The following is a 26,533-nucleotide window of genomic DNA, read 5'->3' as shown; positions in this document are numbered from 1 at the left end:
GAGAGAGGCCCCGCATGGGTTCGAGAACTGCCGCCCTTCCCAAGAAGCTCCAGAACGCGATTACCGAAAGAATGCGGCTTTCGCTGCTGACCGGAGATACGCCGTTCGAGAAGGAACGTCTGGGCGATGCCGCGGCCTTCGTCGGTGAGCTGGCCGCGCAGCGCACGCTGGGCCGCTCGGCCATGGCGATCGAAAGCATCAGCGACGAGCGCCGCCTGACGCGGATCGCGATCATCAACGACGACATGCCGTTCCTCGTCGACTCGGTCGCCGCGACGATTGCCGCACTGGGCCTTTCGATCGACCGCCTGGTCCATCCCGTCATCCCGGTCGAGCGCGACGACGCGGGCAAGCTGATCGAGATTCCCGATGGCGATCCCGACGACGCCTATTGGGAATCGATGATCTACATCGAGGCTGCGCGCGTCGATGCGAAGACCCGCCGCCAGCTGCAGGAGTCGCTCAAGGAAACGCTCGCCGATGTCCGCGCGGCAGTCTCGGACTGGCCCAAGATGCAGGACGCGATGGCGGCAGACGCCAAACGGATCGCCGCTGCCGACAGCGAAGGTGCCGAACTGCTCGACTGGCTCAATTCGGGCATGCTCACCCAGCTCGGCCATGTAAAACGCTATCGCGACGGACGGCAGGAAGACGAGTTCGGTATTTGCCGCAAGAGCGCGGCGCAACTGCTCGCCGAGGCCTCCTATGAACGCGCCTTTGCCTGGTTCGAGGCCGATGGGGACCGTCGCCGCCCGTTAATCATCAAGGCCAATCGCCTCAGCAATGTTCATCGCCGCGTCCCGCTCGACCTGTTCATCATACCCGTCGGGGAACCGGGCAAGCCGGCCGCTCTTTCGGTCCATGCGGGGGTCTGGACCAGCGCCGCGCTGGCCGCCGCACCGCGCGCCGTGCCGCGCCTGCGCCGCGAACTCGAAACACTGCGCGAACGCCACGGCTTCGACGATACGGGTCATGCCGGAAAGGCCCTGGTCCACGCTTTGACCACGCTGCCGCACGACCTGCTGATCGGCTTCTCCGAAGGCGACGTCGAGCGCGTCGCGACCACCATGATGAGTCTGGTCGACCGCCCGCGCCCACGTCTCGCGCTGGTCGAGGCGCCGCTGGCGCGCCACCTCTTCGCCTTCGTCTGGCTGCCGCGCGACATGGTCGCAACGCAAGTCCGGCTCGAGATTCAGGCGTTGCTCGAAGAAGCCGCATCCGCGCGGCTGCTCGACTGGAGCCTCGAGGTCGAAGGAGGCAATCTCGCCACGATCCGCTTCGTCCTGGATATTCGCGATGGCGACAAGGCCCCCGACGAGGCCAGGCTCGAACAGCAGATGCAAACGCTGCTGCGCGGCTGGAGCGAAGCGGTCGAGGCCGAACTCGCGACGATCGAGGAGCCATCCCGCGCGGCGGGCCTCGCCATGCGTTTCGCCGACTCCTTCCCGACCGCCTTTCGCGGTCGCTATGGCCCGCGCGAAGCCGCGCTCGACATCGCGAGGTTGCATGATCTCGGTGCCAGCGCCGAAAACGACGACGTGGTGCGCGGAGCGCGGCTGTATTTCTGCGAGCGCGAACTGCCCGGCTGCCTGCGTCTCAAACTCTACCAGTCCGAAGGCAGCCTGCCACTGTCCGAAGGCGTGCCCGCGCTCGAGGATTTCGGATTCTACGTGCGCTCGGAAATGCCCACAGTGCTCGATGAGGGGCGGCTCGGAACGGTCCACGATTTCCTGCTCGACCTCAAGCCGGGCGCCGATCCCAAGGCGCTGATCGAGCGGTCGGACGCGATCGAAGAGGCGGTCGCCGCGGTGCTCAATGGCGAAGCGGAAAACGATCCTTTCAACCGGCTGGTGCCCGAGGCCGGGCTGGCCGCGCGTGAGGCCAACTGGCTGCGCGCCTTTTACCGTTACCTGCGCCAGGCGGGCATGGGCTTCACGATCTATACGGTCGTCGATGCGCTCGCCGCCGCGCCCGACGTGACCCGCGCGCTGATCGCGCTATTCACCGCACGCCACGATCCCGAGTTCGGCAGCGGACGCGAGAAGGCGATCGAGGAAGCGCGCAGCGCGATCAAGCGTGGCCTCTTCAAGGTCAAGGCGATCAACGACGACCGTTTGCTGCGCCTCTACAATTCGCTGATCGATGCGATCCTGCGCACAAATGCGTTCGCGCCCGCGGCCGCAGAGGCGCTCGCCTTCAAGATCGATTCGGCCAAGGTTCCGGGCCTGCCCAAGCCGATCCCCTATCGCGAAATCTTCGTCTATTCGCGCCGGGTCGAGGGCATCCATTTGCGCAGCGGCCCCGTGGCGCGCGGTGGCCTGCGCTGGTCCGACCGGCGGGACGATTTCCGCACCGAAATCCTCGGCCTGATGAAGGCGCAGCGGGTGAAGAACGCCGTGATCGTGCCGACCGGAGCGAAGGGCGGTTTCTATCCCAAACAATTGCCAAGCCCCGCGATCGACCGCGAAGGCTGGGCCGCCGAAGGGCGCGGCAGCTACGAAACATTCATCCGTACGCTGCTGTCGGTTACGGACAACATCGTGGACGACAAGGTCGTGCACCCGGACCAGGTCGTCATCACCGATGGCGAGGATCCCTATTTCGTCGTTGCCGCCGACAAGGGCACCGCGACCTTCTCCGACATTGCCAATGCGATCGCGCAGTCGAGGGACTTCTGGCTGGACGATGCCTTCGCGTCCGGCGGTTCGAAAGGCTACGACCACAAGGCCATGGGCATCACCGCCAAGGGGGCCTGGGTCAGCGTGCAGCGCCACTTCCTCGAATTGGGCGTGGACGTGCAGAGCGACAGCATCGAGGTCGTGGGATGCGGCGACATGTCGGGCGACGTCTTCGGCAATGGCATGCTTTTGTCGAAAGCGATCAAGCTCGTCGCCGCCTTCGACCACCGGCATATCTTCCTCGACCCCGACCCCGATCCGGCGGCCAGCTGGAAGGAGCGCAAGCGCCTGTTCGGCCTGCAGCGGTCGAGTTGGCAAGATTATGACGAGAAGCTCATCTCGAAGGGCGGCGGCGTATTCCCGCGCGATGCCAAGAGCATCAAGCTGTCCAAGGCGGTGCAGGCCAAGCTCGGCATCGAGCAAAGCGAGATCGAACCCGAGGCACTGATTTCGGCGATCCTGCGGGCGCCGGTCGACTTGATCTGGTTCGGCGGGATCGGCACCTACATCAAGGCCGCCCAGGAGAACAACGTCCAGGTGGGCGATCCCGCCAACGATGCGCTGCGCGTCGATGCGTGCGCAGTGCAGGCCAAGGTCATCGGCGAAGGTGCCAATCTCGGCATTACCCAGGCCGGCCGCATCGAATTCTCGCTCCACGGCGGCCGCTGCAACACCGACTTCATCGACAATTCGGCCGGCGTCGACTGCTCGGACAACGAGGTGAATATCAAAATCGCGCTGGCAGCCGCAAAGCGTTCGGGCAAGCTCAGCGAACGCAAGCGCGTCGCGCTGCTCGAATCGATGACCGACGAGGTCGCGCAGATCGTGCTGGAGGACAATCGCCTACAGGCGCTCGCGCTGTCCATCGCCGAACAGGGCGGCGCCGTAGCGGTGCCGCCCCAACTGCGGCTGATCGAGGCGCTCGAAGATCGCGGTGCGCTCGACCGCCAGACGGAGGGCCTGGCCTCGAGCGAAAACCTCGGGCGTCGCGCCTCCGACGGACAGGGCCTAACCCGTCCCGAACTGGCCGTGCTGCTGTCATCGACCAAGCTGGTTCTGCAGGATGCCATCGAGCAGAGCAGCCTGCCCGACGATCCCAGCGTCGCCGGCCTGCTGGTCGATTACTTCCCCTCGGCCATGCGCAAAAAGTTCAAGCAGCAGATCGAAACGCACCAGCTGCGCCGCGAAATCGTCGCCACCGCGCTGGCCAACCGCTTCGTCAATCGCATGGGCTTCGTCCATCCCTTCGAACTCGCGGAAGAAGAAGGCGTGGGTCTGGCCGATGTCACCGCCGCTTTCGTCGCGGCGGACCAGCTGTTCGGCGCGGGCGATTTGTGGGAGGAACTGGAGACGGCCGCGATGCCGGAGGATGTGCGCATCTACCTGTTCCGCCACACGGCAGGCGCACTGCGCAGCCAGATGGCGGACCTCATCCGAACCGGGATAAGCAGCGAACCTCCGAGCAAGATCATAGCCAGCCTGAAGGATCGCGTGGCACGGCTGATGACCGGATCGGAGGAGCTGCTGACCGCGGCGTCGATCCGGCAATCGGACAGGCTCAAGGCGGAATTCGTAGATATGGGCGCGCCCGAGAAACTCGCCGCGCGCGTCACGCATCTCTACCAGATCGACGGTGCGGTGGGGCTGGCCGCGCTCTCGCGCGCCGCCGAGATCGAGGTGCGCGCCCTGACCGCCGCCTTCACCGATTTGGGCGAGCGCATCGGGCTGGACTGGGCGCAGAGCACATCGGCGATGATGAACCCGTCGGACGTGTGGGAGCGTCTGCTGGTCGCCGGGCTCTCGCGCGATTTCCAGCAGATGCGATTGGAATTCTTGCGTCGGCTTTCACGTCGGAAGGGCGCCAAGAAAGACCCGATCGGCGCCGTTGCTGGATGGGCGGATGAACACGCCGCCGCAATCCGCCGATTCCGCGCCATGGTCGGCCGCGCGCAGGCGCAGAGCGAGGTCGCTCCGGCCATGCTGGCACAGGTCGCCAGCATGGCGCGCAACCTGCTCGCGCGTTAGCACTGTGCTTGACCGGCCGACGTTTTCGCGCCAGCCAGCGCGGCGATGGAACATTACGACGTCGTCATCGTGGGTTCGGGGCACGGCGGTGCCCAGGCCGCCATTGCCCTGAGGCAGAACGGCCACGAGGGATCGATCCTCATGGTCAGCCGAGACCGCAATCCGCCCTATGAACGCCCACCACTGTCGAAGGAATATCTCGCGGGCGACAAGCCCTTCGAGCGAATCCAGATCCGGCCCGAGCAGTTCTGGGCCGACAAGAACATCGAGCTGCGGCTGGGCCGCAATGTCAACGAGGTCGACCCGATCGCGCACGAGCTGGGCCTGTCGGACGACACGCGGATCACCTATCGCAAGCTGATCTGGGCAGGGGGCGGCGACGCGCGGCGCCTATCGTGCCCGGGCTGCGATCTTGCCGGGATCCACTACATCCGCTCGCGCCGCGATGTCGATACGCTCAGGGAGGAATTGGCCGCGGGTGCCCGGCGCGCGGTGATCGTCGGCGCCGGTTATATCGGCCTCGAAGCCGCCGCCGTGCTGCGCAAGCTGGGCTGCGCGGTCACGGTGGTGGAGATGCTCGACCGCGTGCTCGCGCGCGTGGCGGGCCCGGAACTGTCCGAATTCTATGCCGCCTACCACCGCGAGCAGGGCGTCGACCTGCGCCTGTCGACCGGCGTCGAGACGATCGAGGGCAAGGACGGCCGCGTCACCGGCGTGTTGACCGACAGCGGCGAGAAGATTGCCTGCGACGTCATTATCGCCGGCATCGGCATCGTGCCCGCGGTTGGCCCGCTCATCGCCGCGGGCGCGGCGGGATCGAACGGGGTCGATGTCGATGCCTACGGGCGAACCACGCTGGACGATATCTACGCCATCGGCGACTGTGCCAGCCACGCCAATCCTTACGCCGACAATGCGGTCATCCGGCTGGAATCGGTCCAGAATGCCAACGACATGGCGACCTGTGCGGCCAAGGCGATCATGGGCGACAAGCAGGATTACGACGCGGTGCCATGGTTCTGGTCGAACCAGTACGATCTGCGGCTGCAAACCGTGGGCATTGCGATCGGATACGATGCGACCGTGCTGCGCGGCGATCCGGCGGCGAAGAAATTCAGCGTGGTCTATCTGAAGGAAGGCTGCGTGATCGCGCTCGACTGCGTCAACAACACCAAGGACTATGTCCAGGGTCGCAAGCTGGTGATGGACCGCGCCGAGATCGATCCCGGCCTGCTTGCCGATGCAGAGGTCCAGCTCAAGGACATGCGCTGAGCCGCATCAGCGCCCATCGCGCGGCCTCGGCAACGGTCGGATCGGTGTCCTCGCACAGCACCGCGACCTTGGGTTTTAGCGTGGCCGAACCGCTGTTGCCCGCGGCATAGAGGCAGTTTCGCACAAAGCGATCGCGCCCGATCCGCTTGATCGGCGACCCGGAAAAGAACTGGCGGAACCCCGCGTCGTCGAACTGCAGGAATGCGGCGAGGTCGGGAGCGATGAGTTCCTCGCGCGGGGCGAGCTTGAGATGCCGGTGCGCGGTATCGGCGAACTTGTTCCACGGGCAGACCGCCAGGCAATCGTCGCAACCGTAGATGCGATTGCCCAAAGCTGTCCGGAACTCTTCCGGAATCGGCCCCTTGTGCTCGATCGTGAGGTAGGAAATGCAGCGCCGCGCATCGAGCTGGTAAGGCCGCGGGAAAGCATCGGTGGGGCAGGCGTCCTGGCACGCGCGGCAGTTTCCACAGCGATCGGCATGCGGTTCATCGGGAGCGAAATCGAGGGTGGAATAAATGGCGCCGAGGAACAGCCATGAGCCGTGCTCGCGGCTGACGAGATTGGTGTGTTTGCCCTGCCAGCCGATCCCCGCCGCCTCGCCCAGCGGCTTCTCCATCACCGGCGCAGTATCGACGAAGACCTTGAGCTCGCTGTCGGGCTCGCGCGCAATCAGCCAACGCGCCAGCGCCTTGAGCGCTTTCTTCACCACGTCGTGATAGTCGCGCCCATGGGCATAGACCGAAATGCGCGCCTTTTCCGGAGCCTCGTCCAGCGCCAGCGGATCGACATCGGGCGCGTAGCTCATGCCGAGTGCGATGACGCTCATCGCCTCGGGCCACAGCCCCTGCGGCGAAGCGCGCTGCACCTTGCGGTCCTCCATCCATTGCATCGAACCATGGCGACCCGCCCCGAGAAATTCCTCCAGCCGCGCGACGCGATGAGGGTCGGGAGTGGCAGGCGCGAAGCCGCAGGTGGCGAAACCGAGCCGCGCCGCCTCCTCGCGCAAGTCCGTCTGCAACCCAGAATTAACCACGCTTGCGTGTGCTCCCGTTCACTGCCAGCCGTTAGACATGCGCCCATGCTTACCGAGACCGGCACCATGACGCGACCCCACGCTTGCGGCCATGGTCCGCTCGCTATCGAGGCAAACGGGCTGGTCAAGCGCTTCGACGGCACGCTGGCGGTGGACGGCGTCGATATCGCCGTGCCCGAAGGCGCGATCTACGGCATCCTCGGCCCCAATGGCGCTGGCAAGACCACGACCTTGCGCATGCTGTTGGGCATTATCGATCCCGACGAAGGCGTTCGCCGCGTGTTAGGCAACGACCGTCCGCACGAGGTGGCCAAGTTGATCGGCTACCTTCCCGAGGAACGCGGCCTATACCCGGCCATGAAATGCGACGAAGCGATCGCCTTCATGGGTGCACTACGCGGGCTACCGCTCGATGAGGGCAAGGCGCGCGGGCGCAAGCTGCTCGAAGCCCATGGCCTGGGCCATGCGATCGACCGCCAGATCCGCCAGCTTTCCAAGGGCATGGCGCAGACCGTGCAATTGCTTGGAACGCTCGTCCACCGTCCGAAGCTGGTGGTGTTCGACGAACCTTTCAGCGGGCTGGACGCGATCAACCAGGGCAAGCTGGAGGTCATGATCCGCGAACTCGCAAAGACGGGCACGACGGTGATCTTCTCCACCCACGTCATCCATCATGCCGAGCGGCTGTGCGACGAGGTCGCCATCATTGCCGGGGGCAAGGTACCCTATGCCGGATCGGTCGATGCCGCGCGCGACCGCATCCCCGCGCAGGTGAGGCTGGAAACGCGCTCCAGCGAAGGTGCCTGGCGCGCGGCGCTCCCCAATGACGCACGCCATGACCGCAAGGGAGACGACAGCCATTTCTGGTGCTTCCCTGTCCCCGAGACCGGGATCGAGGCGCTGCTCAAGCGACTGATCGAGGGCGAGGCGGGAATTCTGTCGCTGTCGATCGAGCGCGCCGGTCTGCATGACGCATTCGTCGAGATCGCGGGCGCAGCGGCGGCCCGCGCGCTCGACGAGGATACCGCCGGAGGGGTAGGTCGATGAGCGACACTACCCGCCTGACGCGCTTCGAAGCCGCCCGGGTCGTCGCACGGCGTGATTTTCACGCAATCCTGTTCAGCCGCGCCTTCCTCTTCTTCCTGCTCGGACCGCTGTTTCCGATCCTGATCGGCGCGCTCGCGGGCGGAATCGGCGGACAGGTCCAGCGCGATGCGACCACTCGTCTGGTCGCGGTGGTCATGTCCGAAGCGGATGCCGAGGCGATGATCGAGGCGCGCGCCCGGCTCGCCCCGCAGGTCGGTCGCGCCTTGCCGGAACTCGCAATCTCACGGTCCTCCGCCCCGCCCGATAAGATCCTGCGCGAAACGGGCAGGAATTACGCTGCGGTCGTTACCGGAACGCTCGATGCACCCGAAATTACGGCGCCGCAGGAAGCGATCGCCATATGGAGCGGGCCGATCGCCATGATCGCCGCACATGCGGGTTCGAGCGAGGTGCAAGCCTATCCCGCCGTCGCGGGGCGTCCCGTCGCCACCAGCAGGGCTGCCGAGCGGAGCGACCGCATCCGTACCGCGCAGGCCGGCCAGCTCATCCTGTTCCTGCTGATGATGCTTCTCGCTGGCATGGTGCTGTCGAACCTGGTCGAGGAGAAGGCCAACAAGGTGATCGAGGTGCTTGCCGCGGCGATCCCGATGGATGCGGTGTTTCTCGGTAAGCTCGTCGCCATGCTGGGCGTCAGCTTCGTCGGCATCGCGGTCTGGGCCGTGGCGGGGGGCGCGATAGGACTGCTTGCCGGAAACGCGCTGCCGCAGCTGCCCGAGCCGGCGCTCGGCTGGCCGCTCTTCGTCGCATTCGGGATCGCCTATTTCGCCATGGGTTACCTCTTGCTCGGTTCGCTCTTCCTGACCATCGGCGGCATGGCGGCGACCGTCCGCGAGGTGCAGACGCTGTCGATGCCGGTGACCATGGCGCAATTGTTGGTGTTCTTCCTCGCGGCATCCTCGATCACCCGGCCGGGATCGCCCATCGAACTGTTCTCGGCCGTGTTTCCGCTATCCTCGCCCTTCGCCATGCTTGCGCGTGCGGCCCAATCGGAGGCGCTGTGGCCACATGCTCTGGCGCTGGCATGGCAGGCGCTATGCGTGTTTGCATTCGTGCGCGTCGGTGCAACGATCTTCCGCCGCCGCGTCATGAAATCGGGCAAGGCTGGGCGCGCAGTGAAAGGACATGTCGGTGAAACGAAGCCGGTCTGAATCGTCGCGTAGATTCCATCGCTATCGGGCGACGCGTACCAATTTGGGTAGCGATTTGAAACGCACTATTGACACGCCTGTCAGTTAGGGCAGGATGGCGGCATATGGAGAGAGCGACCGGACGGATTCGCTCCCGCGAGGAGAGAGACATGGCCACTGCTGCAATCGAACGCCCCAAATGCCGCACTTCGCCGACCGCCTACGAGGCGCTGAAGAAGCATTTCGAAGAGCATCCCGAGCACAAGCTCGACCATCCGCACAAATGGGACGTCAGCCGCAGCGACATCTACGCCGAGAATACCTGGCATCCGATCTTTCGCGAAATGCGCGAAGCAGGGCCGCTGCATTATATTCCCGATAGCCCCTACGGCCCCTATTGGGCCGTGGTGGGCCACAAGGCGATCCAGCATATCGAGGCGCTGCCCGACACTTTCTCCTCCAGCTGGGAACACGGCGGGATCACCATCCTGAACCGCCTGACCGAAGAGGAGCTGGCCGAAGCGGGGATCGAGGAACGGCGCGAACTGCCGATGTTCATCGCGATGGACCGCCCGGAGCACACCGGGCAGCGGCGCACCGTCGCGCCCAAGTTCACGCCCAGCGGCATGGCCGAGATGGAAGGCGAGATTCGCCAGCGCACCGGCGAACTGCTCGATTCGCTGCCGCGCGGCGAGAAGTTCGACTGGGTCGACAAGGTCTCGATCGAGCTCACCACCGGCATGCTCGCGATCCTGTTCGGCTTTCCCTGGGAGGACCGCCGCCTGCTGACCTTCTGGTCCGACTGGTCGGGCGACACCGAACTCGCCACCGTCCGCGATCTCGACGAGATGCGCTGGGGCTTCCTCCACGAGATGGCGGCATACTTCCAGTCGTTGTGGGCCGAGCGTACGCAGGACAAGGAGCCGGGTGACGATCTCATCTCGATGATGATCCACTCGGACGCGATGAACCAGATGAGCCCGCAGGAATTCATGGGCAATCTGATCCTGCTGATCGTGGGCGGCAACGACACAACCCGCAATTCGATGAGCGGGATCATCTACCAGCTCGACAAGAATCCCGATCAGCGCGAGCTGTTCGAACAGCAGCCCGACCTGATTCCGAACGCCGTGCAGGAAATCCTGCGCATGCAAACCCCACTGGCGCATATGCGCCGCACATGCGTGGAGGATACCGAGGTTTTCGGCCAGACGATCAAGAAGGGCGACAAGGTCGTGCTCTGGTACCTCTCCGCCAATCGCGACGAGGAAGTGTTCGAGAACCCCGACAAGCTCGACATCACGCGCGAGAACGCCCGGCGTCATATCGCCTTCGGTTACGGCATCCACCGCTGCGTCGGTGCGCGGCTGGCCGAACTGCAATTGCGCGTGCTGCTCGAAGAAATGCACAAGCGCCGCATGCGCGTGCGCGTCGTGGGCGAAGTCGAGCGGGTGCGGGCGAATTTCGTGCACGGCTTCCGCAAGCTCGAGGTCGAGGTCACCGAATTCTGACCCTTGCCGCGTAACCAATCGGTCCCTTCAAGCGTAGGTTCAGGCGTGGGGTATTATCGCTCCACGCCATGGGCCCACGCTTGATGACCGATGTTTCGCTCGACCGCCGCCGCCTGCTCGGCTGGATCGGTGCCTCCGCCAGCTTCGTCGCGCTCACGGCCTGCGGCTCGCGCGCGGCGGAGGCGAAGGATTTCCCGATCCGCCTGTCCGAGGCCGAGTGGCGCCAGCGACTGAGCGAGCAGGAATTCCATATCCTGCGCGAAGCGGGCACCGAGCGGCCCTATTCCTCGCCGCTAAACGACGAAAACCGCGCCGGCACCTTCGTCTGCGCGGGCTGCGGCAATGCGCTCTACAGTTCGCGGAGCAAATATGATTCGGGAACCGGTTGGCCAAGCTTCTGGCAGCCGGTCGACAAGGGCGCGGTGGGCACCAGCACCGATTTCAAGATCGGCTATCCGCGCACCGAGGTTCATTGCGCCGATTGCGGCGGACACCTCGGACACATCTTCAACGACGGCCCGAAACCGACCGGCAAGCGCCATTGCATCAACGGCGCGGCGATGGACTTCCGTCCGGCCTAACGGACGCGCCAGACTCGCAGATTGCCCTCATCGAGCCCCGGCACGGGGATCAGCCATGCAGGGGCGCGATCCCTCAGCAGGTTCGCCGCAAGTCCCTCGGGGGCACTGCGCGCATAGACCTGCGTGTCGGACATGCCTTTGCACAGGGCGATGTAATCCACCTCGCGCCGCGCGACGATCGCGTAGGCCGTGGCCGGATCGGAGCGAAATATCGCCAGCGTATCGGCCATCGCCTGCTCCGCACGGTGATGTCCGGTGGCGAGGACGCTATGCGGCGTGTGCGCCAGCATCGCCGGCCCCATGTCGAAGGGCATCGCGATCGTCCCACGCGCCAGCTCCGAAATCTTCGTAAAGTTTTCGGGTGCATAACAATTGTCCGCTCCAGCCGGAAGCGCAGCGCCGGCTCCCGGACCGGTCCGATCCGCGAGTATCAGCCTGTCGAACACCAGCGAAGGCATCAGGGCAAGCACCAGCGCACCGAGAATGGCGCTTTTCGCCCAAACCGCTTTCTCACGCTCGACACGCGCCAAAGCGGAAGCGATCAGCCAGCCAAGCGGAAGCGCGGCGAGCGCTCCGGCAAAGGCGAGTGAGCGCCAGGTCAGCATGCCGAAGCCGAGAGCCAGAACGATGAGAAGCCCATAGAGCGGCCAGATCCCGCCCCGCGAGCGGGCGAGGTAAAGGGCCGCGCCCAGCCCGACGATCAGCTGCACGAGAACCGGCGCGGCCAGGGCGAAATTCTGCTCCCAGATCGGTCGCCCCTCCATGACGAGAGCGTACCAATAGGTGCGCACATCGGGTGCGAGCGTGCCAAAGGGGCTGGCGAGACATTGCGGTGCTGCCACCGCGAAGCTTGCCACACCCAGCGCCCCGGCCAGCGCGAGCGGGGCCATTATGAAGAGTGGGCGCGCGGGGTCGAGCCGGACGACAAGCGGCACGGCTGCGGCGATGACGCCGAAGAGCAGCAAATGCGCCGGGCCTATCGCATCGCAATACTGGAGAAAGTTGGCTGGCCCCAGCGCGATCAGGAAGATCAGCGCCAAGCCGCTGGCGAAGCTCGCCAGGTAGAGCGCCAGCTGCGCGCGAGATCGGCGATCGGCCAGCCAGCGCATGGCGAACACCAGGCCAAAGGCCGCCGCCATGGTCATGACTTCGAGCGAGATCGATGTACCCACTGCCATGGCTGCACCCGCCAGCACCGGCCCTCTCCAACCAGCCCCTGCGACAAAGCCGGCTGCAGCCAGCGCGGCCATCGCGACCTGCCAGCCGTGATGATCGAGCACCCCCGGCTGCATCTGGCTCAGGACTGCCGGCAGGAGGCCGACCGCGATCGCGGCGAAACCGGCGGTGCGCAGGTCGAACAGCCGCGCCGCGCTCCAGCCGACGGCGGCCATGGTCAGCGCGAGCACGCCCAGCGGCACTATGATTTGCGCGGCGAGTTCCGCGCCCGCCTGCCCGAGGACAGGAGCGAGCAACGCGATCACGGCGAGGATCGGAAGGTCGACCAGCCGCGACCAGTGCATCGGCACCCCTTCCGGGGGCGAAATGCGGTATTGGCGCAGATCGAACCAGCCCTGGCCGGCAATCAGGTCGCGCACTTGTACCAGCCGCAGCGCATCGTCGCCGCGGATGGACTGGGAAGACAGCTGATCGAACGAGGCGATGAGCGAAATTCCCGCGACCAGCAGCCAAGCAAGCGCGATACGCAGCGCCAGCGCACGCCGGTCGACGGGGCGGCCGGCCATTTCAGCCAGGAACGGTTGCGGCGCGAAAGACGATGTGCCTGCGCATCAGCCACGTTGCGACAAAGCTGGCGCCGACCGCAACCAGCTTGGCAAGACGCGGATCGATCCCGATCGCCTCGCCAACCGCGACGATCGACGTCGTGATCGCGAGCCCCAGCAATGCCGATGTGACGAATAGCGCCTTCTGCCAGCTGCGGCGGCGCCCGTTCGCGGCGACGCTGTCGATGAAGACCGCGCGGCTGGACAGGAACCAATGCGTGAGAATGCCGAGCGCATAGCCGGTCGCCGCGGCGGGTACGGCACCCACTCCTGCGGCGAGAAGGGCCATGAATATGGCAATGTCGACGGCGAGAGCCCCGACGCTCGCAAGCAGGTAGCGCGGAAAGCGCCTATCCAGAAAGGGGGCGAGGATAATCCGCATGGCCCGGCGCCGCCTATGCCGCCCGGCGTCCGGGCTCGACCCGTTCGGGCACCTCGCGCAGCGATGCGAGAGCGGCGGCCTGGTCGGCGCTGACTTCGCGGCTGGGCAGCGCCTTATCCGTGCCCTCTTCGCCAGCCTCGTGATATTCGGCGTCTTCGTTGACGCACCAGGTATCGTAGACGCGCTCGCCCGCAAGGATGTTCTCGACCGTCAGCATCGCGGTCATCATCGCGTGGTCCTGGTTGTTGTAGCGGTGCATGCCGTTGCGCCCGACCAGATGCAGCGTCGGATGCTTGCTTTCCAACTCACGGCGCAGGGCATCGACATTGGCGGCATAGGACGCGTCATAGACCGGATAGGCCTTCTCCTGCCGGACCACGGCACCCGATCTGATCTTCTTGCGGTCGACGAGGCCGAGCACCTCCATCTCGTCGGTGGCCAGCGCGACGAGATCCTCGTCATCCATCGACCACAAGCCGTCACCCTCGAAGCAGAAATACTCGAGGCCCACGCAGGCCATGTCCGCATCCGGGACCATCTCGGGCGACCAGCTGCGGAAGTTCTGCACACGGCCGACCTTCACCTTGCTGTCGTGAATGTAGATCCAGTTGTCGGGGAACAGGTCCTCGCCCTCCACCATCAGGGCGACGGTAAGAAAGTCGCGATAGCCGAGCTCGCTGGCCTGAAACGCCGATTCCGGCAGCGGGTGCAGCCGCTTGGCAAGCTCGCGCATGGGCGCGGAACTGATCGCATGGCGGGCGCTGACCACGATATCGCCGTCGGGACCGCTCGCGCTCATGCGCCATCCCCCCCTCGCATCGGCGGTAAGCTGTTTCAGGCCGTGCCCCATGAAGAGGTGGCCGTGGCCGCTCGCAAGCACCTTGTCTCGCGCGGCTTCCCACATCATGCCCGGTCCGAGCCTCGGATAACGGAAGGTTTCGAGCAGAGTCTTGGTCGCCATGCCGTCATTGGGGGTCTTGTTGAGGCCGAGGCTGCGCTTGAGCCCGTCGATCACCGCGCTCCACAGGCTCAGCCCCTTGATGCGCTGCGCCGCCCAGTCGGCGCTCATCTCGTCGCAGGGCATGCCCCAGACCTTCTCGGTATAGGTCTTGAAGAAGATCGAATAGAGCTTGTGACCGAACTGATTGGTGGTCCAGTCCTCGAAGCTCTCCACGTCCTTCTTGGGAAACAGCCTGTAGCGCAGATAGCTGAGCATGCAGGCGATCGAGCGAAGCAGGCCCAGATTGGCGAGCGCTTCGAAGGCGCGCAGCGGATAGCTGTAGAACTTGCCTTCGTAATAGATGCGGCTCATCCGCGGCCGCTGGATGAAATCGTCCTCTCCGAGGATCTCGTTCCACAAATCGACGACCTGCTGGCTCTTCGAGAAAAAGCGGTGCCCGCCGATATCGAAGCGATAGCCTTCGTGCGCGACCGTGCGGCTGATTCCCCCGACATAGCTCGCATCCTTTTCGATGATGGCGACCGACTTGCCCTGCTTCGTCAGCAGATATGCCGCGGTCAGCCCCGCGGGCCCCGCGCCGATGACAGCAACGTCGACTGCAAGTTCCTGAGATGCGCAGGCCATGAGGTTCCCCCGGTTGATACCTCGCCGGGAGTGAAGGATAATGGTTAGGACTAGGTTAAGGGCGCGACCGATTGGCCTGGCCGGATCACATCTGGCCCTGAAGAAGGAAGGGGCATTGCACCTTCGCGGCCATCATGGCGAATTCGCGCAGGGCGAAAGTGTCTTCGAATACCAGGCCGTAATTGGCGTCCTTGCGCCAACGGACCTTGCAACGAATGTCGGGCAGATGCTCGCAGCTGATCGTCACGCGCTGGTCGATCGCGAAGACATCGTCGCATTCGATCCGCGCGCCCTGCTGGGATATATTGAGCGTGAAGGCCCTGGCCTTGCCGGACAAGGTCGATACCGTCAGCGGAAGCATGATGTTGAGCCGCAATGCGCGTTTGGGGAACTTCCAGTTCTCGTGGATCAGGCGTTCGACCTCGACCGGGCGGGCAAAGCGATAGCTGGCCTCGCAGCCCTCGCCGCGCACCAGCTCGAGTTCGTAGGTCTCCCCGTTCTGCAATTCCAGAGCGACCGCGGTGTCGGTCGGCAGCGGATGGAACGTGCGCACGGATACACCGGTTGCCGAGACGTCGCGAATGACACAGACGAATTCGCCCTGGCCGCAGACCAGCTTCGCCGAACGAATGAGCGAGGTGAAGCGCGGGGCGCCGCGCTGCTCGACATCGCCACCGGCGTCGTTGTCATTCCTGTCTACTCCGGTGCTGTAATCCATAGCCCCTTCGTGTCCCAAACAAGCGCAGCCTTACAATGACTGGCACACTGACCGTGCACCATACTCTGTTTGGTTTACGCTAATAGGCAGCTAGGGGTTAATGCCTAGGTAAGCAGGATCGGGTTTTTGCGCGACACCGCCGCGGCGCGGCTGGTGCGGGTGGTGGGACTCGAACCCACACGATCGCAAGATCAGGGGATTTTAAGTCCCCGGCGTCTACCATTCCGCCACACCCGCCTGCACCGCGCAGCCCTAGTCGCTGCCCGGCGGGTGGGCAATCGCCGATCTGGCGTTGGTATGGATAAGCTCAACCCTCGTTGAGGCGCTTGCGGATATCCTTGCCCGGCTTGAAATAGGGCACGCGCTTGGCCGGCACGTCGACGGTTTCGCCGGTGCGCGGATTGCGCCCCTTTCGCGCCTCGCGCTCGCGGGTGGAAAAGGCACCGAAACCGCGCAATTCTACGCGCCCGCCCTCGGTCAAACGCTGGGCTATTTCCTCGAAGAAAATGTCCACCACCTGCTCGACTTCCTCGGCCCGCAGCTCGGGATTGTCCTGTGCGAGGGCAGCAAGAAGTTCGGATCGGATCATTTGGCGTCTCCCGGCCGGTGCGGCCGCATTAAGTCGTTTCCACGATGCGCCCCTGCCGGAATTACGCTTTTGCGTCCGATTCCAACGCGATGACTGTGGCAGAAGCCGCAACCGCCCGCAAGCTCACAATTGTAAATTTACGCCATCGCGCTATGCGTCGGCGAGCAATTCGTGCGCAGAGACCCCCAGGCGGTCCATCCGCGCGCGGATTTCAGGCCATTCCTCGCGCAGGAACGCCTCGCGTTCGGAACGGCGCAGGCGATCGGCTGCGCCGCTGACGACATACATTCCGACCCCGCGCTGCACCTCGACCAGACCGTCGTTCTGGAACTGCTGGTAGGCTTTGGCCACGGTCAACGGGTTTGCGCCCTGTTCGGCAGCCAATGCGCGCACCGAAGGGAGCATCTCGCCTTCGGGATAGCGCCCGTCGATGATCGCGGCCGCGATCATGTCGCGCAGCTTGAGATAAACCGGCTTGGACTGGTTGCTCATGACAATTTCCCCGAGACAGACTGCATCAGTGCCATAATACAGCGCGGCGCGCAAGGCTCCCGAAGAGCCTCGTTCAGATGCGCGCAAGCCGGTCACGTGTGTAACTAATGCTTCACATGAGGCGCGAACCCGCTAGTGTGCGCGCTTCTTCGGGGAGGGCCGGCGCGAGCAGCGTGGCTCCGCACAGGAATCAAGGGAAACCGGTACAATATGGTCGAAGGCATGTTCTTCACATTCGACTCTGCGTTCGAAATGTGGACATTCAGGGTTGCAGTGGTCGCACTGGCAGCATTTCTCATCGGCGGCGTGGTGCTCATCACGCGCCCGCAGGAAGAGGTGATCGGGCACCCCAAGGGCCTGTTCCTCCTGTTCATGGCCGAAATGTGGGAGCGCTTTTCCTATTACGGCATGCGCGCGCTGCTGATCTTCTATCTCGTGCAGCACTGGCTGTTCTCGGACAGCGAAGCCTCGATCATCTACGGTGCCTATACCGCTCTCGTTTACATCACCCCGGTCGTGGGCGGCTATCTCGCCGACCAGTATATCGGGCAACGCAAAGCGGTGCTGTTCGGCGCGATCCTGCTGACCTTCGGCCACTTCTTCATGGCATTCGAGGGATCGGGCGGACAGGCCGACCCGATGATTAACGTGTTCTGGCTCGCGCTGGCGCTGATCATCGTGGGCTCGGGTTTCCTGAAGGCCAATATTTCGGTGATCGTCGGCCAGCTCTATTCGCGCACCGATGTGCGCCGCGACCCGGCCTACACCATTTTCTACATGGGCATTAACGTCGGTGCGGCGACCGCATCGATCATCTGCGGTTATCTCGGCCAGACCTATGGTTGGGAATACGGCTTCGGCCTCGCCGGCTTCGGCATGCTGCTCGGCCTCGTCTTCTTCGTGCTCGGCAAGCCGCTGCTGCTCGGCAAGGGCGAGCCAAAGGATCCCGCCAAGATCAGGGGCGCCAAGGAATGGGGCATTTACGGTGCGGGCCTCGCCATGGTGCTGCTGTGCTGGGCCGCGATCCAGTATCAGGAACTGGTCGGCTACGTGCTCGGCGCCTTCGGCGGCGGTCTCGTGCTCTACGTCCTGTTCACCGCGGTGACCAAGCTGCCGAGCCAGGAGCGTGACCGGATTTTCGCGGCGATGTTCCTGATCCTGACCTCGATCGTCTTCTGGGCGCTGTTCGAACAGGCGGGCTCCAGCCTCAACCTGTTCACCGATCGCCATGTCGACACGCAGGGCGTCAACGCTTCGATGTTCCAGTCGATCAACGCGATCTACATCGTGCTGCTCGCCCCGCTGTTCGCGATGCTGTGGCAGGGCCTTGCCCGCAAGGGTGCGGAACCTAGCACGCCGATGAAGTTCGGCCTCGCCGTAATCCAGGTGGGCCTCGGCTTCCTCGTGCTCGTGTGGGGCTCGGAAAGCGTCGGCATCAGCGTGCCGACTCCGGTGATCTTCATCTTCCTCATCTACCTGCTGCACACCACTGGCGAGCTGTGCCTCTCGCCCGTCGGCCTGTCGGCGATGAACCGCCTGAGCCCGGCGCATATGGCCTCGCTCATCATGGGCACCTGGTTCTTCGCTTCGGCCACGGGTAACTTCGCCGCCGGCCTGATCGCCGCCGCTACCGGCGCGGAAGGCGTCGGCGAGGAAGCGGGCAAGCAGGTCGTGCTCGACGTCTACTCGACCGTCGGCTGGTATGCCGTTGCGATCGGCGTGGGCGTGATGGTCATCAGCCCGCTGATCAAGAAGCTCATGCATCTCGACACGATCAGGGACGACAATCTCGACCACGACCTCGAGGGCCAGTCCGAAGCGGGCCTGGAAGCGCAGGAAGGCGGCATGCACCCGACCATCCGCGCCTGATCGCGATCGGGAGAATCGTCCGAACGGCGATCTCCTTCGACCAAATTGGATTGACCGGGCGGGCCGGGGCAGCGATGCTCCGGCCCGACTGCATTGGGGGTTCCATGAGAAAACACGTTGTGCTCGCCTGTGTCGCTGCCTTCGCAGTGGCTGGATGTTCCACCGCTGACGGGGGCGATGGTGTCGCCTCGGCTTCAACGCGGGACTGGACCGCGCCGGTCGGCGCGGATGGCCGAGAACCCTTCGCCTCGACCTACCGCCGCTATCCCGGCCGCCCAACCGCGCTGGTCGGCGCAACCGTCTACGACGGCAAGGGCGGGCGGATCGACAACGGCACGGTGCTGTTCCGCGACGGCGAAGTGGTCGCGGTGGGCGATGCGGCGCTCTCGACCGAGGGTTATGACCGGATCGACGCCAGCGGCAAGTTCGTCACTCCCGGCATTATCGACATCCATTCGCACCTCGGCGATTACCCTACCCCGAGTGTGGATGCTCATGCAGACGGCAACGAGATGACCGACCCGATGACGCCCGAGGTCTGGGCCGAACATTCGGTCTGGCCTCAGGACCCCGGCTTCACCCGCGCATTGGCGAATGGCGGCGTGACCGCGCTGCAGATCCTGCCCGGCTCGGCCAACCTCACGGGCGGGCGTTCGGTGACGCTCAAGAACGTCGCCGCGCGTACGGTGCAGGGGATGAAATTCCCCGGCGCGCCCTACGGCATGAAGATGGCCTGCGGCGAAAACCCCAAGCGCGTCTATGGCGGCAAGGGCCGGATGCCTTCGACCCGCATGGGCAATTTCGCAGTCAATCGCCAGATGTGGCTCGATGCGCAGGCCTATGACGGCGACAAGCGCGATCTCGGCAAGGAAACGCTGAAAGGCGTGCTCGACGGCGAAATCCTCGTCCACAACCACTGCTACCGCGCCGATGAAATGGCCCTGGTCATGGATATGGCCAAGGAGATGGGCTACGAGGTCACCGCCTTCCATCACGCGGTCGAAGCCTATAAAATCGGTGATTTGCTGCGCGAAAACGACGTGTGCAGCGCGATCTGGGCCGACTGGTACGGTTTCAAGATGGAAGCCTATGACGGCATCCTCGAAAATGCCGCTTTTCTCCAGCGCGAAGGCGCCTGCGTCGTCATCCACTCCGACGATGCCAACGGCATCCAGCGCCTCAACCAGGAAGCTGCCAAGGCGCAGGCTGCAGGCCGCCGCGTGGGAATAGACATTCCCGATGCCGAGGTCATCGGCTGGATCACGCTGAACCCCGCCAGGGCCATGGGTATCGATGCGATGACCGGCAGCCTCGAACCCGGCAAGATGGCCGACGTGGTATTGTGGAACGGCGACCCGCTGAGCGTCTATTCGCGGCCCGAGAAGGTCTGGATCGACGGCGCGCTGCTGTTCGATGCGATGGACCGCAAGCGGCGGCCGGTGAGCGATTTTGAGCTCGGCCAGCCGGGTGAAGGAGACGTGAAATGACGCGCGCGCTGAACGCCCTCGCCCTCGGCACCGCCAGCCTGCTGGCACTGGCCACCGCCAACCCGGCCGCGGCGCAGGACGTCGCGATCACCAATGCGACCGTGGTCACAGGTGACGGGTCCGAGCCCATCGATGGCGCGACCGTGGTCGTGCGCGGCGGTGAGGTCGTCGCTGCGGGCCGGGGCATCGCGGTGCCCGCGGGGATCCCGGTGCTCGACGGTACCGGCGCTTGGGTCACTCCCGGAATTTTCGCCACGGTCACGACGCTCGGCCTGTGGGACGTCGGCGCGGTGAGCCAGTCGAACGATACGCGCGCAGGCAATTCGCCCTTCAGCGCGGCGCTCGATGCCGCGCCGATCGTCAATCCGGCCTCGCAGCACGTTTCGATCCATCGCGCAGCCGGGGTTACCCGCGCCACCACCGTCACCATGCCGTCGAGTTCGATCTTCGGCGGGCAGGGTGCGGTCATCGACCTTGGTGCCGATCCGAACGCCGTCACCCGCCCACGGGCCTTTCAGGTCGTTGCGCTGGACGAATATGGCGCCCGGCTCGCCGGTGGCAGCCGCGCGGCGACACATGCGCTGTTCCGCAACGCGCTGCGCGAGGCGAGCACGCTCGGCACGCAAGCCCGCATTCCGGGAACGAGCACGCGTCGCGACATTCGCACGGGCGACGACGTTCCGCTCGATCCGCGCCTTGCCGGTCGCGACACGCAGCGCTCCGACGATGTATTGCTGACTCGCTTCGATGCGGCGGCACTCGTGCCGGTCGTGCGCGGGGAGCAGCCGCTCTACGTCTATGTCGAACGCGCTTCGGACATTCGCAGCACGCTGGCGTTGAAGGGCGAATTCCCCGATCTGGATCTCGTCCTTGTCGGAGCGAGCGAGGGATGGCTGGTCGCCAGCGAGATCGCCGCCGCCGGAGTGCCCGTAATCGCCGACGGGCTCGACGATCTGCCGCAGAATTTCGAGGAGCTGGGTTCGACGCAAAGCAATATCGGGCGGATGGTCAAGGCTGGCGTACGGGTCGCCATCAACGCTGCGGCGATGGAAAATCCGCGCAATCTCAACCAATATGCCGGCAATCTGGTCGCGCTCACCCGCGTGCCGGGTGCCGACGGGCTGAGCTGGGGCCAGGCTTTCGCCGCGATCAGTTCGGTACCGGCGGCAATCAGCGGCATGGACGGCCGCGCCGGCTTGCTTGCTCCCGGTGCGCTGGGGGATCTCGTGATATGGGACGACGACCCACTCGAGGTCGGATCGATGCCGCTGAAGGTGTTCATCGACGGCGTCGAGCAGCCGCTGGAGAACCACCAGAGCCGCCTGAGGGATCGCTATCTCGACCTCGATACGAGCGACCTGCCCAAGGCCTACGACTGGTAAGGCGCACCCCGGACGAGGACATGAAGGACATGCGTACCACCTTGCTCGCGCTTGGCGCGGCTGCCGCCGCGGTCGGATTCGCGACGCTTTCGGCGCAGGATCAGGTCGACCGATCGCAGGACATCGCCTGGATGAATGCGCAGCAGGCCTATCTGGCCGGACTTGGCCGGGAGGATGGCTGGCGCACGATGCCCGGCGGGCTCAAATGGCGTTATGTCGAATACGCCGGCAGCGAGGAAAGCCCCAGCGTCGAGGACAGGGTGACGGTGCACTATGCCGGGACCTTCATCGATGGCGAGACCTTCGATTCGTCCTTCGACCGGGGCGAACCCGCCACCTTTCCGCTTGGGCGGTTGATCAAGGCCTGGCAGATGGCGATCCCCGAGATGGGGGTGGGCGATACGATCGAAATCGCCGCGCCCGCAGACCTGGCCTATGGCCCGGCCGGAAAGGGCCCGATCCCGGGCGGGGCCACGCTGCTGTTCAAGGTCCAGCTGCTCGATATCGAACGCTCCGACTAACCCAGGCGAAGCAGCACCGCTTGCGTTGCGGTCACATTCTGCTATCCATGTTGACGCTGTAAACATGGGAGTGGGTCATGGATGACGCTCTGATTTCGTTGCTGGCCGCCTCGATCGCCTTCGTCGGCACACATTTCGCGCTCTCGCACCCGCTGCGCGCACCGCTCGTCGGCATTCTCGGTGCGACCGGCTTCATGGCGGTCTACAGCCTGATCGCGGCGGGTTGCATGGCGTGGATGTATTTCGCCTTCGTCGCGGCGCCTGCCGGGGGGCTCGCCACCAGCGGCGAAGTTGGCTGGATCGTCGCCACCGTCCTCACCCTGCCCGCGCTGGTGTTGTTTCTCGGTTCGTTGAAGGGCAATCCCGCGCTGCCGGCCCCCGGCGCCGAAAAGCTCGCTATGCAGAGGCCGAGGGGAGTTTTCGCGGTTACCCGCCACCCGATGATGTGGGGTTTCGCGCTCTGGGCCCTCTCGCACATCCTGCTGCTGTGGAGCTGGCGCACCATGATCGTTGCCGGTGCGATCCTCGTGCTCGCGCTGGTCGGCGCCCATATGCAGGACCGCAAGAAGGAAGCGCTGATGGGCGCTGCGTGGAAAGAGTGGGAAGCGAAGACCAGCTACTGGCCGCGTTGGGGGAAAATCTTCGGGGCCGGTCTGCTTCTGTGGGCCATCGCGATCGCGGCCTGGATCGGCATCAGCTACTGGCACGTGAGCGCGGCGGGAATTCCGGCAGGCGTGTTTCGCTGGCTGGGCTAGCCGCCCGCTGGCCGCGCGGCGACATCGTGCGTCATGCGCCCTTGAACACCGCCGCGCGTTTCTCGAGCAGCGCGTCGATCCCTTCCATGTGATCGCCGGTCAGATGCATCAGTGCCTGCGTATTGGCCGCCATTTCCAGTGCCGTGTCGTAGGAGACCGAGCGCCCCTGCCGCATCAGATTTTTCGCCTGGCGCAGCGCATGCGGCGGCATTGCCGCGACCTTCGCGGCCAAGGCGCGGGCCTCGTCCATCAGCGCCTCGCCCTCGACGATGCGGCTGACAAGGCCCCAGTCGAGCGCGGTCGGCGCATCGATCACATCGCCGGTATAGAACAGCTCCGCCGCGCGCGCCTCGCCGATGATGCGCGGGAGGATCCAGGTTCCGCCATCCCCCGGGATTATGCCCAGCTTGAGAAAGGTCACACCGAACTTCGCCCGATCACTCGCGATACGCATGTCGGCGAGGCATGCAAGGTCGCAGCCCAGCCCGATCGCCGGACCGTTCACCGCTGCGATAAGCGGCACGCGCAAGCCGTAGAGCGCGCGCAGAACCTTGTGGATGTTGTTGCGATAGCCGTCCGAAATCTCCGGCGCGGTGCCGCCGAATGTGCCCGTCCGCTCCTTCATCGCCTTGATGTCGCCGCCGGCGCTGAAGGCGCGCCCGGCGCCGGTCAGGATCACGCAGCGCACGTCCATGTCGGCATTGATTGCATCGCAGGCCGCCGCGAAGACATCGCCGTCGCCCTTCGCCCCCAGCGGGTTCATCGTCTCGGGCCGGTTGAGCGTCAGCGTGGTGACGTGGTCGGCAGTTTCGATCGTGAGCAGGCTCATTCGCGATGGTCCTCTTCGGTTTGCTGGGCCAGAAACGCAATCACGGCCTCTTCGGCGGCGTCATGCCATGCGAGATCGTGACCGTAACCCGAAAATATGCGCAGATACGCATCGGGATTCGCGGCGAGCAGTCGCTCGGCATGGATATGCGGAACCACGCTGTCCGCATCACCGTGAAGGATCAGGGTCGGAGCCCCGATCTCGCCGATCTTCTGCATGTTTTCGTATCGGTCGCGCAGGAGCAGTCCGGTCGGGAGCCAGCGGAACTTCTCCGCCGCAAGCTGCGACAGGCTCGCGAAGGGCGAAATCAGCACGAGCGCCGCAGGAGCGATCTCGCCCGCCATCTGGACCGCGACGCCCGATCCGATCGAGTTGCCGATCAGCACGAGGTTTCCCGGGTCGATGCCGCGCTCGGCCAGGAACGCGATTGCCGCCCTGCCGTCCCGATAGAGCCCTTCTTCGCTCGGCGAACCGGGATTGCCTCGATAACCGCGGTACTCCGCTGCCAGCACGCCATAGCCTTCGGGCACCAGCCGGTCGGTCGCCACGACGCTGGAGACCCAGTCTGCGCCATTGCCGTGGAAATAGACGATCGTCGGGAAGCCCGGCCGCGCGGCGCGATATCCGGCCTTCAGGTCGAGGCCGTCAGCGGTGGTGTAGGAAATTTCCTCGAAGCCGCCGGTAATGGGCAAAATCCCACGCGGAGCGGGATAGATGAGCGAACCCTGCGCCAGATAGAGCACGGCCACAAGCGCGAGATAAGCGACCGCGAATGTTGCCAGCGCGGTTGTCACGAAGCGCGCCAGCCGTTTGCCGATCAGGCCCGCGCCTCTTCGACGCCCGCGGAATTGTGCCGCAGCGCGCCCAGCACGGTGTCGACGATATGCGGCGCGTTGAGGCCGGCCTCGTCATACTGCTTGGCGGGCGCGTCCTGGTCCTGGAACATGTCGGGCAGGCGCATGGTTCGCACCTTCAACCCGCCGTCGGTAAGCCCGCTATCGCTGGCGAAGGTCAACACATGCGCACCGAGGCCGCCCACCGCGCCTTCCTCGATGGTCACCACGACTTCGTGGCTGCGCATCAGCTTTTCGATCAATTCGGTGTCGAGCGGCTTGGCGAAGCGCAGGTCGGCAACCGTGGTCGACAGGCCCTTGGCCTCGAGCTGGTCGGCGGCCTTCTTCGCCTCTTCGAGGCGCGCGCCGAGCGACAGGATCGCGACCTTGGACCCCTCACGTACGATCCGGCCCTTGCCTATCTCAAGCTTCTCGAGCGTCTCCGGGATCACGACGCCCGTGCCCGCGCCGCGCGGATAGCGAAAGGCGATCGGGCCATCGTCATGTTCGGCCGCCGTATAGGTCATATGCGCCAGCTCCGCCTCGTCGGCGGCGGCCATGACCACGAAATTGGGGAGCGTCGAGAGATAGGTAATGTCGAAGGCGCCTGCATGCGTGCAGCCGTCCGCGCCGACCAGCCCGGCACGGTCGATGGCGAAGCGCACGGGCAGGTTCTGGATCGCCACATCGTGCACCACCTGATCGTAGGCGCGCTGGAGGAAGGTAGAATAGATCGCCGCGAAGGGCCGCATGCCCTCCGCCGCGAGGCCCGCGGCAAAGGTCACGCCGTGCTGTTCGGCGATGCCGACATCGAAGGCCTTGTCGGGATGCGCCTTGGCGAATTTGTCGACACCCGTCCCGCTCGGCATGGCCGCGGTAATGGCGCAAATGCGCGGATCGTCGTTCGCCAGCCTGGCCAGCGTCTCGCCGAAGACGTTCTGATAGGCGGGGGGCCCGCCGGACGATTTCTTCTGTTCGCCGGTGACGACATCGAACTTGGCGACGCCGTGATATTTGTCCGCGCTGTTTTCGGCCGGGGCGTAACCCTTGCCCTTTTTGGTCACCACATGGATCAGCACCGGGCCCTGTTCGCTATCGCGGACATTTTCGAGCACCGGAATGAGATGGTCGAGATTGTGACCGTCGATCGGGCCGACGTAATAGAAGCCAAGCTCCTCGAAAAGAGTGCCGCCCGTAACCATGCCGCGGGCATATTCCTCGGCCTTTTCGAGGCCCGAGTGTACCTTGCGGCTGAGCTTTTTCGAGAGGCGCGAGGCAAGGCTGCGGAGGCCGAGATATTCGCTGCTCGAGACGGTGCGCGCGAGATAGGCCGACAGACCGCCCACCGGGGGCGCGATCGACATGTCGTTGTCGTTGAGGATGACGATCAGGCGATTGCCTGCCTGTTCGGCGTTGTTCATCGCCTCATAGGCCATGCCCGCGCTCATCGCGCCGTCGCCGATGACCGCGATGCCGCGACCCGCACGGCCCTGCATCTTGTTGGCCATGGCAAAGCCCAGCGCGGCCGAGATCGAGGTCGAGCTGTGCGCCGCGCCGAAGGGATCGTATTCGCTTTCTGCGCGCTTGGTGAAGCCCGACAATCCGCCGCCTTGGCGCAACGTGCGAATCCGGTCGCGACGGCCGGTGAGGATCTTGTGCGGATAGCACTGGTGGCCCACGTCCCACACGAGCTTGTCGGTCGGCGTGTCGAAAACATAATGGATCGCCGCAGTCAGCTCGACCACGCCCAGTCCGGAGCCGAGATGGCCGCCGGTGGTGCCGACCGCATCGATCATCTCGGCGCGCAGTTCGTCGGAAAGCTGGCGAAGCTGGTCCTGCTTCAGCTTGCGCAGGTCTTCGGGAGTATTGACCGTATCGAGCAACGGCGTCTTCGGGCGACTAGTCATGAGAGAATCTCTACACCCGTAAATCGCAACTGTCGATGAACGCTTTATCTATTGAAAAGAACGCTTCGG

General features: G+C 64.9%; 21 protein-coding genes and 1 tRNA gene. 11 read left to right on the top strand and 11 right to left on the bottom strand.

The features are described from left to right. The first annotated feature begins 14 nt into the window (after positions 1-14). Both ASS64_RS07980 and ASS64_RS07975 read left to right on the top strand, forming a co-directional pair. Complete coding sequence (locus ASS64_RS07980; protein WP_067692381.1) at positions 15-4,703, top strand: NAD-glutamate dehydrogenase domain-containing protein; 4,689 nt, start codon at positions 15-17, stop codon at positions 4,701-4,703. A gap of 45 nt (positions 4,704-4,748) precedes the next feature. Further along, complete coding sequence (locus ASS64_RS07975) at positions 4,749-5,975, top strand: NAD(P)/FAD-dependent oxidoreductase (protein ID WP_067692379.1); 1,227 nt, start codon at positions 4,749-4,751, stop codon at positions 5,973-5,975. Here the strand turns inward: ASS64_RS07975 and queG are convergent. After that, entirely contained in the window at positions 5,959-7,008 is a 1,050-nt protein-coding gene (gene queG, locus ASS64_RS07970; protein ID WP_067692377.1) for a tRNA epoxyqueuosine(34) reductase QueG, read from the bottom strand. The genes ASS64_RS07975 and queG overlap by 17 nt on opposite strands. Before the next feature lie 66 nt (positions 7,009-7,074). On the opposite strand from queG, the gene ASS64_RS07965 reads away from it, so the two are divergent. From ASS64_RS07965 to msrB, 4 genes are all read left to right on the top strand, one after another. Next, positions 7,075-8,055, top strand: coding sequence for an ABC transporter ATP-binding protein (locus ASS64_RS07965; protein WP_067693107.1), 981 nt, complete (start codon positions 7,075-7,077; stop codon positions 8,053-8,055). Next, positions 8,052-9,263, top strand: a complete 1,212-nt coding sequence (locus tag ASS64_RS07960) for an ABC transporter permease (protein WP_067692374.1) — start codon at positions 8,052-8,054, stop codon at positions 9,261-9,263. The genes ASS64_RS07965 and ASS64_RS07960 overlap by 4 nt, the downstream gene beginning before the upstream one ends. Before the next feature lie 149 nt (positions 9,264-9,412). Then, the gene (locus tag ASS64_RS07955) at positions 9,413-10,753 is read left to right on the top strand and encodes a cytochrome P450 (RefSeq protein ID WP_067692371.1); all 1,341 of its coding nucleotides are present in this window, start codon (positions 9,413-9,415) and stop codon (positions 10,751-10,753) included. A gap of 83 nt (positions 10,754-10,836) precedes the next feature. Further along, positions 10,837-11,334 (top strand): peptide-methionine (R)-S-oxide reductase MsrB, encoded by a 498-nt coding sequence (gene msrB, locus ASS64_RS07950; RefSeq protein ID WP_067692368.1) that lies wholly within the window; start codon positions 10,837-10,839, stop codon positions 11,332-11,334. Here the strand turns inward: msrB and ASS64_RS07945 are convergent. From ASS64_RS07945 to ASS64_RS07915, 7 genes are all read right to left on the bottom strand, one after another. After that, positions 11,331-13,076: a hypothetical protein gene (locus ASS64_RS07945; protein ID WP_067692365.1), complete on the bottom strand. Its 1,746-nt coding sequence runs from the start codon at positions 13,074-13,076 to the stop codon at positions 11,331-11,333. The two genes, msrB and ASS64_RS07945, sit on opposite strands and share 4 nt — an antisense overlap. A 1-nt stretch (position 13,077) precedes the next feature. Then, positions 13,078-13,497 carry a GtrA family protein gene (locus tag ASS64_RS07940; RefSeq protein ID WP_067692362.1) on the bottom strand — a complete coding sequence of 140 codons (420 nt, stop codon included), beginning with the start codon at positions 13,495-13,497 and terminating at the stop codon, positions 13,078-13,080. 13 nt (positions 13,498-13,510) lie between these two features. Continuing rightward, positions 13,511-15,082 (bottom strand): NAD(P)/FAD-dependent oxidoreductase, encoded by a 1,572-nt coding sequence (locus tag ASS64_RS07935; RefSeq protein ID WP_067692359.1) that lies wholly within the window; start codon positions 15,080-15,082, stop codon positions 13,511-13,513. An 85-nt stretch (positions 15,083-15,167) separates the two neighbouring features. Next, a complete protein-coding gene (locus ASS64_RS07930; protein WP_067692356.1) occupies positions 15,168-15,800 on the bottom strand; it encodes a PilZ domain-containing protein in 633 nt (210 codons plus the stop codon). Positions 15,801-15,951: 151 nt separating this feature from the next. Continuing rightward, positions 15,952-16,037, bottom strand: a tRNA-Leu gene (locus tag ASS64_RS07925). A gap of 70 nt (positions 16,038-16,107) precedes the next feature. After that, positions 16,108-16,389, bottom strand: a complete 282-nt coding sequence (locus ASS64_RS07920; RefSeq protein ID WP_067692353.1) for an integration host factor subunit beta — start codon at positions 16,387-16,389, stop codon at positions 16,108-16,110. Positions 16,390-16,539: 150 nt separating this feature from the next. Then, on the bottom strand, positions 16,540-16,881 hold the full coding sequence (locus tag ASS64_RS07915; RefSeq protein ID WP_067693104.1) for a GntR family transcriptional regulator: 342 nt from the start codon (positions 16,879-16,881) through the stop codon (positions 16,540-16,542). 210 nt (positions 16,882-17,091) lie between these two features. Between ASS64_RS07915 and ASS64_RS07910 the strand changes: the two genes are divergently transcribed. The 5 genes from ASS64_RS07910 (at position 17,092) to ASS64_RS07890 (ending at position 22,895) form a co-directional block, all read left to right on the top strand. Then, positions 17,092-18,750 carry a peptide MFS transporter gene (locus tag ASS64_RS07910; RefSeq protein ID WP_083508239.1) on the top strand — a complete coding sequence of 553 codons (1,659 nt, stop codon included), beginning with the start codon at positions 17,092-17,094 and terminating at the stop codon, positions 18,748-18,750. 104 nt (positions 18,751-18,854) lie between these two features. After that, on the top strand, positions 18,855-20,237 hold the full coding sequence (locus ASS64_RS07905) for an amidohydrolase (protein WP_067692350.1): 1,383 nt from the start codon (positions 18,855-18,857) through the stop codon (positions 20,235-20,237). Further along, positions 20,234-21,619, top strand: coding sequence for an amidohydrolase family protein (locus tag ASS64_RS07900; RefSeq protein ID WP_067692347.1), 1,386 nt, complete (start codon positions 20,234-20,236; stop codon positions 21,617-21,619). Before ASS64_RS07905 ends, ASS64_RS07900 begins: the two co-directional genes overlap by 4 nt. Positions 21,620-21,648: 29 nt before the next feature. After that, complete coding sequence (locus ASS64_RS07895) at positions 21,649-22,140, top strand: FKBP-type peptidyl-prolyl cis-trans isomerase (protein ID WP_067693096.1); 492 nt, start codon at positions 21,649-21,651, stop codon at positions 22,138-22,140. A 77-nt stretch (positions 22,141-22,217) separates the two neighbouring features. After that, on the top strand, positions 22,218-22,895 hold the full coding sequence (locus tag ASS64_RS07890) for an NnrU family protein (protein WP_067692344.1): 678 nt from the start codon (positions 22,218-22,220) through the stop codon (positions 22,893-22,895). A 31-nt stretch (positions 22,896-22,926) separates the two neighbouring features. On the opposite strand, the gene ASS64_RS07885 is transcribed toward ASS64_RS07890, so the two are convergent. From ASS64_RS07885 to dxs, 3 genes are read right to left on the bottom strand one after another with little or no spacing between them, the layout of a single operon-like run. Next, a complete protein-coding gene (locus ASS64_RS07885; protein WP_067692341.1) occupies positions 22,927-23,724 on the bottom strand; it encodes a crotonase/enoyl-CoA hydratase family protein in 798 nt (265 codons plus the stop codon). Further along, complete coding sequence (locus ASS64_RS07880; protein ID WP_067692338.1) at positions 23,721-24,518, bottom strand: alpha/beta hydrolase; 798 nt, start codon at positions 24,516-24,518, stop codon at positions 23,721-23,723. Before ASS64_RS07880 ends, ASS64_RS07885 begins: the two co-directional genes overlap by 4 nt. Before the next feature lie 23 nt (positions 24,519-24,541). Beyond that, positions 24,542-26,464, bottom strand: a complete 1,923-nt coding sequence (gene dxs, locus ASS64_RS07875; protein WP_067692335.1) for a 1-deoxy-D-xylulose-5-phosphate synthase — start codon at positions 26,462-26,464, stop codon at positions 24,542-24,544. Positions 26,465-26,533: the final 69 nt, after the last annotated feature.

It is taken from the genome of Erythrobacter sp. AP23, from assembly GCF_001542855.1.
GTDB lineage: Bacteria > Pseudomonadota > Alphaproteobacteria > Sphingomonadales > Sphingomonadaceae > Qipengyuania.
The sequence above is the reverse complement of the archived record's forward strand: the minus strand, read 5'-3'. Positions and strand labels throughout refer to the sequence as shown.